The organism is Pseudomonas sp. BSw22131 (assembly GCF_026810445.1).
Taxonomy (GTDB): Bacteria; Pseudomonadota; Gammaproteobacteria; order Pseudomonadales; family Pseudomonadaceae; genus Aquipseudomonas; species Aquipseudomonas huanghezhanensis.
In genome coordinates, this window is record NZ_CP113949.1 from 3,397,489 (window position 1) to 3,411,781 (window position 14,293).

Annotated in this window: 12 protein-coding genes; 2 read left to right on the forward strand and 10 right to left on the reverse strand. The window is 57.9% G+C overall.

The window, feature by feature from the left end; genetic code table 11:
- Positions 1-60: 60 nt before the first annotated feature.
- Positions 61-825 (forward strand): uroporphyrinogen-III C-methyltransferase, encoded by a 765-nt coding sequence (gene cobA, locus OYW20_RS15240; RefSeq protein WP_268796790.1) that lies wholly within the window; start codon positions 61-63, stop codon positions 823-825.
- A gap of 105 nt (positions 826-930) precedes the next feature.
- On the opposite strand, the gene OYW20_RS15245 is transcribed toward cobA, so the two are convergent.
- The 8 genes from OYW20_RS15245 to ppsA all read right to left on the reverse strand — a co-directional run bounded on the left by OYW20_RS15245 (position 931) and on the right by ppsA (position 9,135).
- Complete coding sequence (locus OYW20_RS15245) at positions 931-1,965, reverse strand: OmpA family protein (protein ID WP_268796791.1); 1,035 nt, start codon at positions 1,963-1,965, stop codon at positions 931-933.
- A 106-nt stretch (positions 1,966-2,071) separates the two neighbouring features.
- Positions 2,072-2,662, reverse strand: a complete 591-nt coding sequence (sigX, locus tag OYW20_RS15250; protein WP_268796792.1) for an RNA polymerase sigma factor SigX — start codon at positions 2,660-2,662, stop codon at positions 2,072-2,074.
- Between the two features lie 87 nt (positions 2,663-2,749).
- A complete protein-coding gene (locus OYW20_RS15255; RefSeq protein ID WP_268796793.1) occupies positions 2,750-3,574 on the reverse strand; it encodes a mechanosensitive ion channel family protein in 825 nt (274 codons plus the stop codon).
- A gap of 2 nt (positions 3,575-3,576) precedes the next feature.
- Positions 3,577-3,825, reverse strand: a complete 249-nt coding sequence (locus OYW20_RS15260; protein ID WP_268796794.1) for a CrfX protein — start codon at positions 3,823-3,825, stop codon at positions 3,577-3,579.
- A gap of 88 nt (positions 3,826-3,913) precedes the next feature.
- Positions 3,914-4,909: a zinc transporter ZntB gene (locus tag OYW20_RS15265; RefSeq protein ID WP_268796795.1), complete on the reverse strand. Its 996-nt coding sequence runs from the start codon at positions 4,907-4,909 to the stop codon at positions 3,914-3,916.
- Positions 4,910-4,930: 21 nt separating this feature from the next.
- A complete protein-coding gene (gene rraA / locus OYW20_RS15270; protein WP_268796796.1) occupies positions 4,931-5,419 on the reverse strand; it encodes a ribonuclease E activity regulator RraA in 489 nt (162 codons plus the stop codon).
- A gap of 188 nt (positions 5,420-5,607) precedes the next feature.
- A complete protein-coding gene (locus OYW20_RS15275; protein WP_268796797.1) occupies positions 5,608-6,600 on the reverse strand; it encodes an alpha/beta fold hydrolase in 993 nt (330 codons plus the stop codon).
- A gap of 159 nt (positions 6,601-6,759) precedes the next feature.
- Positions 6,760-9,135 (reverse strand): phosphoenolpyruvate synthase, encoded by a 2,376-nt coding sequence (gene ppsA / locus OYW20_RS15280; protein WP_268796798.1) that lies wholly within the window; start codon positions 9,133-9,135, stop codon positions 6,760-6,762.
- Between the two features lie 194 nt (positions 9,136-9,329).
- Between ppsA and ppsR the strand changes: the two genes are divergently transcribed.
- Positions 9,330-10,148, forward strand: coding sequence for a posphoenolpyruvate synthetase regulatory kinase/phosphorylase PpsR (gene ppsR / locus OYW20_RS15290; RefSeq protein WP_268796800.1), 819 nt, complete (start codon positions 9,330-9,332; stop codon positions 10,146-10,148).
- Positions 10,149-10,274: 126 nt separating this feature from the next.
- On the opposite strand, the gene prpF is transcribed toward ppsR, so the two are convergent.
- Positions 10,275-11,465: a 2-methylaconitate cis-trans isomerase PrpF gene (prpF, locus tag OYW20_RS15295; protein WP_268796801.1), complete on the reverse strand. Its 1,191-nt coding sequence runs from the start codon at positions 11,463-11,465 to the stop codon at positions 10,275-10,277.
- Between the two features lie 156 nt (positions 11,466-11,621).
- Positions 11,622-14,213 carry a Fe/S-dependent 2-methylisocitrate dehydratase AcnD gene (gene acnD, locus OYW20_RS15300; RefSeq protein WP_268801148.1) on the reverse strand — a complete coding sequence of 864 codons (2,592 nt, stop codon included), beginning with the start codon at positions 14,211-14,213 and terminating at the stop codon, positions 11,622-11,624.
- Positions 14,214-14,293: the final 80 nt, after the last annotated feature.

Below are 14,293 nucleotides of genomic sequence, written 5' to 3' on the forward strand. Positions count from 1 at the left end.
CTCTTACCACGCTGATCGGACAGCCCGGCTGAACGACGGCAAACACGTTGAGGTGATGGTATGAACGCAAAAGTCTGGCTGGTGGGCGCAGGCCCGGGTGATCCGGAATTGCTGACATTGAAAGCGGTGCGTGCATTGCACGAAGCTCATGTCGTGCTGATTGATGATCTGGTCAATAAAGCGGTACTGGAGCATTGCCCGCAGGCCCGCATCATCGCAGTCGGCAAAAGAGGCGGTTGCCGCTCAACCCCGCAAGCGTTTATCCATCGATTGATGCAGCGCTACGCGCGCCAGGGCAAATGCGTGGTGCGGCTTAAAGGCGGCGATCCATGCATCTTCGGACGTGGCGGTGAAGAAGCGCAGTGGTTGAGGGAGCACGGCATTGAAGTTGAACTGGTTAATGGCATTACGGCAGGGCTGGCAGGCGCCACGCAATGCGGTATCTCACTGACATTGCGGGGCGTAGCGCGAGGGGTGACGCTGGTGACGGCGCACACGCAGGATGACAGCACGCTGAACTGGCAAGCACTCGCACAAAGTGGCACCACGCTGGTGATCTACATGGGCGTGGCGAAGCTGACGGAGATTCAGGCCCGGTTGCGTGCAGGTGGTTTGTCGGACCGAACGCCCGTTGCCATGATCGAGAACGCTTCCCTACCCCATCAGCGTGAGTGCCGCAGCTCACTGCTGTCGATGCACGACGATGCGGTGGCCTTCGAGCTGAAGAGCCCCTCTGTGTTGGTAATTGGCGAGGTGGCAAGTGACGGACAGGCAATCTTGAGTGACACCAGGTTTGCATCGTCGTATCAATACAACGCTGGCTGATCACGCTCGCCGTGAACTGGCCAGAGGCTTACCAAACCTTCGCTGCTCAAATTGCAGGCAAGAAAAAACCCGGCCAAGGCCGGGTTTTTTCGAGGCTTGGGCTAATTACTTAGCTTGGGCTTCTACTTCAGCTTCTACGCGACGGTTAACAGCGCGGCCAGCGTCAGTTGCGTTGTCAGCAACTGGACGGGTTTCGCCGTAGCCAACCGAGTTCACGCGGTTAGCGCCAACACCGTACTGGTTAACCAGAACTTGTTTAACAGCGCTTGCACGACGCTCGGACAGTTTCTGGTTGTAAGCGTCAGGACCGACGGAGTCAGTGTGACCTTCAACAGTGGTGGTGGTTTGTGGGTACTGCTTCATGAAGTCAGCGAGGTTCTTGATGTCGCCGTAGCTGTTAGGCTTGACTACCGACTTGTCGAAGTCGAATTTCACGTCCAGCTCAACACGTACAACTTCAGCAACTGCCGGGCAACCACTTGCATCAACGGTAACGTTGGCTGGGGTATCTGGGCACTTGTCGACGTTGTCGCACACGCCATCGTTGTCGCTGTCGGAGCAGACGTCAGCTACTGGAGCTGGAGCTGCTTCAACTTTTTTGGAGCCGCCACCGAAGTTTACGCCGATACCGACGCTTGGAGCCCACTCGGTGTCACCTTGGTCGATGTTGTACTGAGCTTCAACGCCAGCACGAGCATAGAAGTTGTCGGTGAAGTACAGCTTGGCACCGCCGCCAACGTTAGCGAAGGTGGAGCGGTTACGACCGCCGCTGCCGTTCTGACCGATGCTTTGGTCAGAGAAGCCTGCCGATACGTATGGACGCAGCATGTCGCCCGGGTTGTTGAAGTGGTACAGAGCGTCAAGAGCGGTGTTAGCGCCTTTGATGTTCTTGCCGTCATCGCTACGAACGTTGTGAACTTCGTCGTAGCCCAGACGCAATTCAACGTCGTCGGTCAGGAAGTAGCCAAGCGAGCCGCCGAACAGGTTGCCGTCGTTCTTGAAGTTACGAGCGCTGTCGAACTGTTCTTTCTTGGCGAAGCCTTCGATCTCGACTGCGCCTTGGCCTTGTGCCAGAGCGCCGAAAGAAGTTGCGGCAACAATAGTACCAATGGCCAAGCCCAAGGTGTTTTTCAGTTTCATCCGTTAAATCCCCATCTGGTGATTGTAAAGCAGTCCCGCATAACGGGGACAACTCATCGGCAAGTCTATCAGAACTTGCCTGCTCGTTAGAGATATTTGCTCCGAGTTAAGTTTCGGTAACGCCAGCAAATTTCTCACGTAATTTATCAAGTGCCCTTTTGTATCGCATTTTCGTGGCACTCAAGCCCATGTGCATGATGTCTGCGATCTCTTGGAACTCCAGTTCTGCGACGAATCGCAGCACCAGAATTTCCCGATCAATCGGGTTCACATACACAAGCCAGCGGTCCAACCCACCTTTGTCCTCTGGTTTAGGCGTCTTGTCTTCAGACGCTTCTTCGAGTGGATCCAGGCTGAGCGCATCCATTAACCGCCGTTTCCTTCGCTCCTTCCTGTACTGCGTGATGCATTCGTTATACGTGATGCTGTAGAGCCAAGTTTTGAATTTCGATTTTCCTTCGAAATTTTTCAACCCATACAACACCTTAAGCATCACTTCCTGACAGACATCGTCCGCATCGCGATCGTTCCCTAAATACCGCGCACACACGTTAAATAGTGTTCGCTGATAGCGGCGCATCAGCTCTTCGTAGGCCCGCGTCACGTGAAACAGCTCACCGTGAGCGCGCGCCACCAACTCCTCGTCAGAGAGCTCGCGGGGGTCGTAACGCATAGAGAGCGGTTGGGTCTTATTCAAAGCAAGTCGTGCCGACAGTCAGGTGAATGTCCGCCACTCCGGGAACCCCGAAATTTTGCGGCGGCATACATTAGCAGATTCGCCAGTTCAGCGGCTGCTCACTCGCTGCTCGAGAAGGATCCGGTTGGACAAAGAAACCAGCTCCCCTTCATCGGTCAACAGTGTGGTTTTCACCGTACCAATCTCTTCAATCTGCCCTTCGACCTCGCCAACACGCACTTGTTGCCCTACCTGGTACAACTCCCGTACATAAATCCCTGCCAGTATCTGACCCGCGATTTCGCGGCTCCCCAGCCCCATGGCCAGCGCCACAGCCAGACCAACGGTAATCAATCCAATGACAATCACGTGGTTCAGCAGGTCGGTTTTCACCTCAAGCTGACTGATCGCGACCGAAATGCTGATGATGATCACCAGCCACTGAGCGATCCGCCCCACGCCGGCTGCGTAATCCAGGCCTACGCCTTCTGCCGCGCCGCGAACAATACCGTTGACCAGCTGCGCCAGCAACACGCCCACCAGCAACACCAGAGCAGCCCCGAACACTTTGGGCAGATACAGCGCCAGCATATCAAGCGTGGCCGACACTCGCTCCAGACCCAGCGACTCTGCCGCAGACACCAGGAAAATCAACAACACAAACCAGTAAACAATCTTGCCGATCAACGTCGAGATGGGGACTTGAACACCCGCACGACTGATCAGTTTGGTAAGGCCTGTACCGCCCATCAGACGATCCAGCCCCAGCTTGGCCAACAGCTTCGACAGCAACGTATCGAGGAGTTTGGCTACGACAAAACCTAACAGTACCACCACCAGCGCCCCGAACAGATTCGGGATGAAGTTTGCGACTTTGGTCCACAGCGCAGTCATTGCGGTAACCAGGCTCTGTGTCCAGAGGTCCAATTCCATATTCAATCAGCCTTGTCTGAGTTGCTGGCCAGCGCCGCCTTGCGACGAGAAACCGGGGAAACATGGGCCGAACCGTTGTTCAGCGCAATCATGATTGCCTGTGTGCAGCGGCCAAGCAAACCAAATAAATCACCTGCGCCGACCTGACGATTTGCCGTCTTCAGGACGCGGCCAAGGCAGGCATCGTCATCCCGACTGGAAGAAGACGAATTAAGCATGTCACGCAATGACTCTTCAAACGGATCGTGCATCAGGTACCTCACGCATTGTCTCTGAAAAGACGCAGCCAAATTTCCATGAGTCACAATTACATTTTCAATGATGTAGGAAACAGCCTACTCACACCCATCTCAAACGCCGAAACATCCACCACTGGCCCAGTCCAACCACCACCATTAAAGAGCATGCCATCAAGAAACCGTAGGGATTTTCAGCACCGGGAATACCACCGACATTGATACCCAAAAGCCCGGTGAGAAAACTCATCGGCAGAAAGATGCAGGTGATAATTCCGAAGCGGTACATGGTCCGGTTCATGCGCTCGCTCAAGCGCCTGTCTTCAGACTCAAGTACCAGCCCCATTCGCTCCCGACTCAATTCAAGCTCTTCGAGATAACGCGTCAAACTGTTGTTCAGTTCATTCCAGTAATCAGCATCGTCTGCGAAAAACCACGGCATTTTGATCCGGGTCAATTGCGCATATATTTCCCTCTGCGGCGCCAGAAAACGTCTCAACCCGGCTGCCCTGCGGCGGATGTGCAACATGGTGCCATGCTCTGGAACGTGCCGTTCGTCGGCATCCATGGATTCTTCGACGTCATCGACCAATTCAGTGAGGTCGCTTACTACCTTCTGCACTTTATCGGTCAGGAATTGAGAAAGATAAAGTAATAATTCTGAAGCGGTCTTTGGGCCCTTTCCGTCGTTGAGCAGTTCGAGCAACTCATCCGTGGCACGCAGGGGCCTGAGGCGCAGGGAGATCACCTGCTGGGCCGCCGCAAAGATCCGTACCGACACCATGTCTTCAGGCTCGGCACCGGGATTGAGGTTCACCCCACGCAAAAACAGCAGCAACTGCTCGTCTGGCAATGGCAACAGCCGTGGACGGGTGTTCTCTTCCAGCAACAGATCACATACAAACTCATTCAGGCCACTGGCAGTGCGCAGCCAGGTGCGGGTTTGCGGATGACTGCGATCCCAGTGGAGCCACACGCTTTCGTGCGGCTCCAGTTGCAACCCGTCAAGCTCGGTGCGAGCAATCGCACGCGCCCCACCCTTGCCATCCAACACCAGGGCATGAAGCAGCCCCCATTGCGCGTTTGTCTCGTCGAACATTCAAAATCCCGTGGGTGGCGGTCAGTCAGGCATCTTTAAAGGGCTGGGCGAGACGATGATGCCGTTGTTGTCAGCGTACAGATACTCACCGGGGCGGAACGTCACGCCTGCAAACGTTACGACGACGTTCAGGTCACCGATACCGCGCTTGTCGGTTTTCAGCGGATGACTGGCCAGCGCCTGAACGCCGATGTCGGTCTGCGCGATGACGTCGACATCGCGGATGCAACCGTAAATGACAATCCCTTCCCAGCCACTTTTAGCCGCCTTCTCCGCCAGCATGTCACCGAGCAGTGCACGACGCAGCGAACCGCCACCGTCCACCACCAACACTTTGCCCTTGCCGTTCTGGTCGACCTGTTCGCGGACCAGCGAGTTGTCCTCGAAACATTTGATGGTGACGATTTCACCACCAAAGGAATCCCGGCCGCCGAAATTGCTGAACATGGGCTCAACCACCGTGATGAGTTCAGGGTAGGCGTCGCACAAATCTGGAGTGAGGTAATGCATGCTGGGTAACTCCTGTCAGTGATGAGCAAAGATGAACCTGTTTTCACAAGGTTTGGGTGGCACATACGTCGGACCACGCCCAATCGCGCATTGCTTCCTTTAAACCCGGCAAACCAACCACTGGTTGCTTGCCGGTGGCTAGCTTAGCCGCATCTCATCCTGAGTGGAATGATCTGCAGCACGGCAATTCAAGGAGTTGCCGACACGTTCAGCGTAGATTCAGTTACCGGCCCCATTGCAGGTTGCTCCAGCCACGCCTCGACCAACGGCCATACCTGAGCCTGCGCGGCCTTGCTGACCAACATCTGCACGTGGCCGAAATCTTCGGTGAAGCCCTGTTCACGGCCCAGACACAGGAACTGTTTGCGCTCACTGCCGAACTGCTCGTAGAGCTCACGGCATGCCCAGGCCGGATCCTGATGGTCTCCTGCCGCGGTGACGGCCAACAGCGGCACCTGGACGTCGCGCAGCCCCGCCCACCAGTCTTCCTTCTTGTCGCCAAAACGTGCGAACAGCCCGCGCCAGCGCATGCTTTCAAGCAGCACACCCATGGGTTCGTCTTCAGGCCCGCGTTTGAGGCGCGAGCCAGACACGTGCTCGAAGCGCTTTAGTATGAAGCGGCTGATCCACTGCACAGGAGGCAGCTTCAAGGGCCAGAACCCACGGGTAACCTGACTGCCGAAAAGCGCAACAGAGGCGGCCTGCTCAACGCCCAGGTATTGGCCGCCGAGCGCTGCCGCCAACGTAGTGCCGCCCAGCGAATGACCGATCCAGTGAGGGATCTGGCCGCTCTGCTCACGCACGAACGCCGCGACGGACGGTAGATCGTAACGTGCGTAGTCGGCCACGCGGTTGTGCCGATAGGCCTGATTTCGGGCTGATAAACCGTGACCGCGCATCTCGGGAATCCAGACATCGAAACCCGCGCGCGCGAGGTAGGCACCCAGCCCGATGCCTTTAGGTGAATACCAGAAGCGCCGATTGCTGAAACTTCCATGCACCAGAATCACCGGCACACTGCGCACGTTCGCACCACTCACCAGCCCCAGACGTGTCACGGCCAGTTCAACGGAAAAATCAGGACTGTTGCCAGGTTTCAAACGGTAGACGTCCTCGATCAGATCGCCACGGCGTTCGGCACTGATCAAGGCCACGGGAAAAAGATCGCTACTGCTCTGCATATCGTCTTGCTGGGCCCTGAAAGCTCGGCGCCTGAGTGGCTGCCCGAAAAGGACGCACCAGGCGCTGAAAAAATCGCACAAAAAAGGGCGGCATCGATGAACCGCCCTTCCAAAAAAAACTGACCCACCGAAGTGGGCCAGCATTTTACTCAATTTACATCACGTCGGCGCATCTTCTTCGGACAGGAAGAACCACGTTTCCAGTACCGAATCCGGATTGAGCGAAACGCTCTCGATGCCCTGCTCCATCAGCCAGCGGGCCAGATCCGGATGATCTGAAGGGCCCTGGCCGCAAATACCAATGTATTTGCCCACCTTGTTACAGGCCTGAATGGCGTTGGACAGCAGCTTCTTGACCGCCGGATTTCGCTCGTCGAACAGGTGAGCGATGATCCCCGAGTCGCGATCAAGGCCCAGCGTCAACTGAGTCAGGTCGTTGGAGCCGATAGAGAAGCCGTCGAAGAACTCGAGGAATTCCTCCGCCAGGATCGCGTTGGAAGGCAGTTCGCACATCATGATGATGCGCAAGCCGTTCTCGCCACGGGCCAGGCCGTTTTCAGCCAGCAGGTCGATCACCTGACTTGCCTCGCCCAGGGTGCGCACGAAAGGCACCATGATTTCGACGTTGGTCAGGCCCATCTCGTTGCGCACGCGTTTGAGGGCGCGGCACTCGAGCTCGAAGCAGTCACGGAAGTTTTCGCTGATGTAACGCGAAGCGCCACGGAAACCCAGCATCGGGTTTTCTTCTTCAGGCTCATACAGCTTGCCGCCAATCAGGTTGGCGTACTCATTGGACTTGAAGTCCGACAGCCGCACGATGACCTTTTTCGGCGTGAAAGCAGCCGCGAGGGTGCTGATGCCTTCGACGAGTTTCTCGACGTAGAAACCGACCGGATCGTCGTAACCGGCAATGCGCTTGTCGACGCTGTCCTTGATGTCCTGCGGCAGGTTCGGGTAGTTCAACAGCGCTTTGGGGTGAACACCGATCATGCGGTTGATGATGAATTCCAGACGCGCCAGGCCGATACCAGCGTTGGGCAACTGCGCAAAATCGAAGGCACGGTCCGGGTTGCCGACGTTCATCATGATCTTGAACGGCAGCTCCGGCATGGCATCAATGGAGTTCTGCTTGATGTCAAAGCCCAGCTCGCCCTCAAAGATGTAACCGGTATCGCCTTCAGCACAGGATACGGTCACACCCTGGCCATCGCGCAGCAACTGAGTGGCATTGCCGCAGCCCACGACCGCAGGAATACCCAGTTCACGGGCGATGATCGCCGCGTGACAGGTACGCCCGCCACGGTTGGTGACGATGGCGCTGGCGCGTTTCATCACCGGTTCCCAATCCGGGTCAGTCATGTCGGAAACCAGCACATCTCCGGGCTGAACCTTGTCCATCTCGGACACGTCCTTGATGATCCGGACCCTGCCGGCGCCGATGCGCTGACCAATAGCTCGGCCCTCGACCAGTACGGTGCCTTTCTCTTTGAGCAGGTAGCGTTCCATGACGTTGGCCGAGGTCCGGCTCTTCACGGTTTCCGGCCGCGCCTGGACGATGTAAAGCTTGCCGTCGTCGCCGTCTTTGGCCCACTCGATGTCCATCGGGCACTTGTAGTGCTTCTCGATGATCATCGCCTGGCGAGCGAGATTGCTGACTTCCTCGTCGGAGAGGCAGAACCGTGCGCGATCGGCGGCGTCGACATCGATCACTTTGACAGACTTGCCGGCCGTGGCGACTTCGCCGTAAATCATCTTGATTGCCTTGCTGCCCAGATTGCGACGCAGGATTGCCGGGCGACCGGCTTCAAGGGTTTGTTTGTGGACGTAGAATTCGTCCGGGTTGACCGCGCCCTGAACGACTGTTTCGCCCAGACCGTAGGCGCCGGTGATGAACACCACATCGCGGAAACCGGATTCGGTGTCCAGGGTGAACATCACACCGGCCGTGCCGGTTTCAGAACGCACCATGCGCTGCACGCCAGCAGACAACGCAACCAGCTTGTGGTCGAAACCCTGGTGCACACGGTAGGAAATGGCGCGGTCATTGAACAGGGAGGCGAACACTTCTTTGGCCGCACGGATGACGTTCTCGACGCCGCGGATATTAAGGAAGGTTTCCTGTTGGCCTGCGAAGGAGGCATCTGGCAGATCTTCTGCGGTGGCGGAAGAACGCACAGCAACGGCGATGTCCGGGTTACCTGCCGACAGCTCGGCAAAGGCGGTACGTATTTCGGCGTTGAGCTTCTCGGGGAAGTGCGCCTCCATGATCCACTGACGAATCTGCGCGCCGGTTTTGGCCAGCGCGTTGACGTCGTCGACATCAAGGGCATCGAGTGCCGCATGGATCTGATCGTTCAGACCACTCTGCTCAAGAAAATCACGGTAGGCCTGAGCTGTAGTGGCGAAGCCACCGGGGACCGAAACACCGGCGCCCGCGAGGTTACTGATCATCTCGCCGAGGGATGCGTTCTTGCCCCCCACATGCTCTACATCATGGACGCCGAGCTTATCGAGGGAAACTACGTACTCTACCAAGGTGATCTCTCCACTAACCGATTGTTGTTGGGAAAAGCGTGGGTGCATGAACCTTGGGAAACGAGGGTTCTGCGCGCTTGTAATCCGGGTCCGGAAAATCTGAAGCCTGAAAAAGGTAGAATGCGGCCAGCCAAGGTCCGCAAGCCGACCTATGATATCCAAGAATCGTCACCAGCTTAAGGCCCAGGGCGCAAATGAAACGATCCGCTTTTTTTATCTCCGACGGCACCGGCATTACAGCCGAGACCCTTGGCCAGAGCCTGTTGGCACAATTCGAGAACATTACGTTCAACAAGTTCACGCGGCCCTATATCGACAGCGTCGAAAAGGCCCGGGCCATGGTCCAGCAGATCAACAAGGCCGCCGAGAAGGACGAGGTGCGTCCGATCATTTTCGACACCATCGTCAATCAGGACATCCGCGAGATTCTGGCGACCTCCGACGGTTTCATGATCGACATATTCTCGACGTTCCTCGCCCCGCTGGAGCAGGAGCTTAGTTCACACTCCTCCTACTCGGTGGGGAAATCGCACTCCATAGGTCACAACTCCAACTACATGGAGCGCATTGAGGCCGTGAACTTCGCACTGGACAATGATGATGGCGCCCGCACGCACTATTACGACAAGGCCGACATCATCCTGGTGGGGGTTTCACGGTGCGGCAAAACCCCGACGTGCCTTTACATGGCAATGCAGTTCGGTATTCGCGCGGCCAACTACCCGCTGACCGAAGACGACATGGAGCGCCTGCAATTGCCGCCCGCGCTCAAACAGCACCGCGAAAAACTGTTTGGCCTGACCATCGATCCCGACCGTCTGACTGCCATCCGCCACGAACGCAAACCCAACAGTCGTTATTCCAGTTACGCACAGTGTGAATTTGAAGTGCGCGAAGTGGAAAACCTGTTTCGTCGCGAGAACATTCCGAACATCAATTCCACTCACTTTTCCGTCGAAGAAATCTCGGCGAAAGTGCTGGTGGAAAAAGGCGTGGAGCGACGGTTCAAATAAAGCCAGCTGCGGTTGCGTTCACTGTAGGAGCGCGCTTGCCCGCGATGGCGTCAGACCAGAAGAATATCCGTGACTGACACTGCGCAATCGCGGGCAAGCGCGCTCCTAAAAAGGGATCAGCGTCGATCAGACGACATCACCCGGCACGCGAACGAATCCTTCCATCAGCACCCGCGCGCTGCGGCTCATGATGGCTTTTTTTACCAACCATTGGCCCTCGTGCAGGATCGCTTCGGCTCCCACTCTCAAGGTGCCGGACGGATGGCCGAAGCGCACAGCGGTCCGCTCACCGCCGCCCGCTGCCAGGTTGACCAGCGTGCCCGGGATGGCAGCGGCGGTCCCGATAGCCACCGCCGCGGTGCCCATCATCGCGTGATGCAACTTGCCCATGGACATCGCACGCACCAACAGGTCGGTGTCCGCCACACCAATTCCCTTGCCACTCGAGGACACGTACTCGGCTGGCGGCGCAACGAAGGCCACTTTTGGCGTGTGCTGACGTTTGGACGCCTCACCAACATTTGCAATCAAGCCCATTCGCAACGCCCCATACGCGCGAATGGTCTCGAAACGGCTCAACGCCTGCGGATCGCTGTTAATAGCGTCCTGCAATTCGGTGCCGGTGTAACCGATGTCTCGGGCGTTGATGAAGATCGTCGGAATGCCTGCATTGATCATCGTCGCTTTGAATGTGCCGATACCAGGCACATCCAGGTCGTCCACCAGATTGCCAGTGGGGAACATCGAGCCACCCGCACCCTCTTCATCCGCCGCAGGATCAAGGAATTCGAGCTGCACCTCTGCGGCCGGAAAGGTCACGCCGTCGAGTTCGAAGTCACCGGTTTCCTGAACAGCGCCACCGGTCATGGGCACGTGAGCGATGATGGTTTTGCCAATGTTGGCCTGCCAGATACGCACCACGGCCACGCCGTTGTGCGGGATGCGATCAGCGTCCACTAACCCGTTGCTGATTGCGAACGGCCCCACCGCTGCCGACAGATTGCCGCAGTTGCCGCTCCAGTCCACGAACGGCGTGTCGATGGAGACCTGCCCGAACAGGTAATCGACGTCATGATCGACGCGGGTGCTTTTCGACAGAATCACGGTTTTGCTGGTGCTTGAGGTTGCGCCGCCCATGCCATCGATTTGTTTGGCATAAGGGTCCGGGCTACCGATAACCCGCAACAGCAAGGTATCGCGGGCAGCGCCCGGCGATTGTGCGGCTTCAGGCAAATCCTGCAGACGAAAAAACACACCCTTGCTGGTGCCGCCGCGCATGTAGGTCGCGGCGATTTTGATTTGTGCTGGGTGAATCATAAACACTCGTTCCTTTATATAAGAACCAACAGCGCCGTCGGGGACGAGATCTTCTGTAGGAGCGAACTTGTTCGCGAGAGGTCGTGCCTGACACACCGCTTCGCCAACAAGTTAGCTCCTACAGACGGTGTGTCGTCCCAGGCCAGCGATTCCACTTCAAGCCACCGTCGCCGACTCAAGAAAGTCCTGGGCAAACCGCTGCAACACGCCGCCCGCCTCGTAAATCGACAGCTCTTCAGCGGTATCCAGGCGACAGGTGACCGGCACGTCCACGGTTTCGCCGTTTCTGCGGTGGATGACCAGCGTGAGCGTCGCCCCCGGCGTGCGCTCGCCAATCACGTCGTAGGTTTCAGTGCCGTCGATGCCCAGCGTGAGCCGATTGACGCCCGGCTTGAACTCCAGCGGCAGCACGCCCATACCGACCAGATTAGTGCGATGAATACGCTCGAAGCCTTCGGCTGCAATCACTTCAACCCCCGCCAGGCGCACGCCTTTCGCAGCCCAGTCACGCGAGGAACCCTGGCCGTAATCGGCGCCCGCGATGATGATCAGCGGCTGTTTGCGCGCCATATAGGTTTCAATCGCTTCCCACATCCGCGTCACGGTGCCTTCCGGCTCGACCCGTGCGAACGAACCCTGCTTGATCTTGCCGCCCTCCAGCACCATTTCATTGAACAGCTTGGGGTTGGCAAACGTTGCGCGCTGGGCGGTCAAATGGTCGCCTCGGTGGGTGGCGTAGGAGTTGAAGTCCTCCTCCGGCACGCCCATGTGCGCCAGGTATTCGCCTGCCGCACTGTCCAGCATGATGGCGTTGGACGGCGACAAGTGATCGGTGGTGATGTTGTCCGGCAGCACCGCCAGCGGCCGCATACCCTTGAGCGTGCGCTCGCCCGCCAGCGCACCTTCCCAATAAGGCGGACGCCGGATGTAGGTGCTCATTGGACGCCAGTCGTACAACGGCTCGACCCTCGGGCCAGTGTCTTCGTGAATAGCAAACATCGGAATATAGACCTGACGGAATTGCGCAGGCTTGACCGAGGCTTTGACCACCGCGTCGATCTCCTCGTCGGCTGGCCAGATGTCCTTGAGACGGACTTCCTTGCCATCCACCACGCCCAGCACATCCTTCTCGATATCGAAGCGGATGGTGCCGGCAATCGCGTAGGCCACCACCAGCGGCGGCGAGGCGAGAAAGGCCTGCTTCGCGTAGGGATGGATGCGCCCGTCGAAGTTGCGATTGCCGGACAGTACCGCCGTGGCGTACAGATCGCGGTCGATGATTTCCTGTTGAATGATCGGATCCAGCGCCCCGGACATGCCGTTGCACGTGGTGCAGGCAAACCCCACGACGCCGAAACCCAGTTGCTCCAGCTCGGTGGTAAGACCCGCTTCGTCGAGGTACAGCGCCACGGTTTTGGAGCCTGGCGCCAGCGAAGACTTGACCCACGGTTTGCGCGTCAGCCCCAACCGGTTGGCATTGCGCGCCAGCAGCCCAGCGGCGATCACGTTGCGCGGGTTACTGGTGTTGGTGCAACTGGTGATCGCCGCGATGATCACCGCGCCATCGGGCATTTGACCGGGGACATCTTCCCAGACGCCAGAGATACCCTTCGCCGCCAGATCGCTGGTCGCCACACGCGCGTGCGGGTTGGAGGGACCGGCCATGTTGCGCACCACGCTAGACAGATCAAAACCGAGCACACGCTCGTATTCGGCGGTGGCCAGGGTGTCTGCCCAGAGCCCGGCGACTTTTGCGTAGGTCTCCACCAGCCTGACTTGCTCGTCCTCGCGCCCGGTCAGCTTGAGGTAATCGATGGTCTGCTGATCGATGGAAAACATCGCGGCCGTTGCGCCGTATTCGGGCGCCATGTTGGAAATCGTCGCGCGATCGCCCAATGTCAGCGCGGTGGCGCCTTCGCCATAGAACTCAAGCCAGGCCCCCACCACTTTCTGCCTGCGCAGGAATTCCGTCAGCGCCAGCACCACATCCGTGGCAGTGATGCCCGGCTGCGGACGACCTGAAAGATTGACCCCGATAATATCCGGCAGGCGCATCCATGACGCTCGTCCGAGCATCACGTTCTCGGCTTCGAGCCCGCCGACGCCAATGGCAATCACGCCCAATGCATCGACGTGAGGCGTGTGGCTGTCAGTACCGACCAGAGTGTCCGGAAACGCCACACCGTTGAGGGACTGGATCACCGGGGACATTCGCTCCAGATTGATCTGGTGCATGATGCCGTTGCCCGGCGGAATCACTTCGACGTTCTTGAACGCCTGCCTGGTCCAGTTGATGAAGTGGAAACGGTCTTCGTTGCGGCGGTCTTCGATGGCGCGGTTTTTCGAGAAGGCCTCGGGGTCGTAACCCCCGGATTCAACAGCGAGCGAGTGATCGACGATCAACTGCACCGGCACCACCGGATTGACTTGCGCGGGGTCGCCGCCCATGTCGGCAATGGCGTCACGCAGGCCAGCCAGATCCACTAGCGCGGTTTGCCCAAGAATGTCGTGGCACACCACTCGCGCCGGAAACCACGGAAAATCGAGGTCGCGTTTGCGCTCGATCAATTGCGTCAGCGATGCGATAAGCGTGGTCGGGTGGCAGCGACGTACCAGGTTTTCGGCCAGCACCCGTGAGGTGTACGGCAGCGTGGCGTAGGCGCCCGGCTTGATTGCATCGACGGCCGCGCGGGCGTCGTAGTAATCCAGATCGGTGCCTGGCAGACGTTTGCGGTTTTCAGTGTTCATCATCAGCACTCGGTCACGGTTATTTCAGTGGGTGGGCCTGATCCAGGGTTCATATCGCCGCGCTCATCTGTAGGAGCGAA

Excerpts from the sequence above, each read along its gene's own strand:
- cobA (WP_268796790.1), top strand. The coding sequence starts at position 61 with ATGAACGCAAAAGTCTGGCTGGTGGGCGCAGGCCCGGGTGATCCGGAA.
- OYW20_RS15245 (WP_268796791.1), bottom strand. The coding sequence starts at position 1,965 with ATGAAACTGAAAAACACCTTGGGCTTGGCCATTGGTACTATTGTTGCC.
- OYW20_RS15255 (WP_268796793.1), bottom strand. The coding sequence starts at position 3,574 with ATGGAATTGGACCTCTGGACACAGAGCCTGGTTACCGCAATGACTGCG.
- OYW20_RS15260 (WP_268796794.1), bottom strand. The coding sequence starts at position 3,825 with ATGCACGATCCGTTTGAAGAGTCATTGCGTGACATGCTTAATTCGTCT.
- OYW20_RS15265 (WP_268796795.1), bottom strand. The coding sequence starts at position 4,909 with ATGTTCGACGAGACAAACGCGCAATGGGGGCTGCTTCATGCCCTGGTG.
- rraA (WP_268796796.1), bottom strand. The coding sequence starts at position 5,419 with ATGCATTACCTCACTCCAGATTTGTGCGACGCCTACCCTGAACTCATC.
- OYW20_RS15275 (WP_268796797.1), bottom strand. The coding sequence starts at position 6,600 with ATGCAGAGCAGTAGCGATCTTTTTCCCGTGGCCTTGATCAGTGCCGAA.
- ppsR (WP_268796800.1), top strand. The coding sequence starts at position 9,330 with ATGAAACGATCCGCTTTTTTTATCTCCGACGGCACCGGCATTACAGCC.
- prpF (WP_268796801.1), bottom strand. The coding sequence starts at position 11,465 with ATGATTCACCCAGCACAAATCAAAATCGCCGCGACCTACATGCGCGGC.
- acnD (WP_268801148.1), bottom strand. The coding sequence starts at position 14,213 with ATGAACACTGAAAACCGCAAACGTCTGCCAGGCACCGATCTGGATTAC.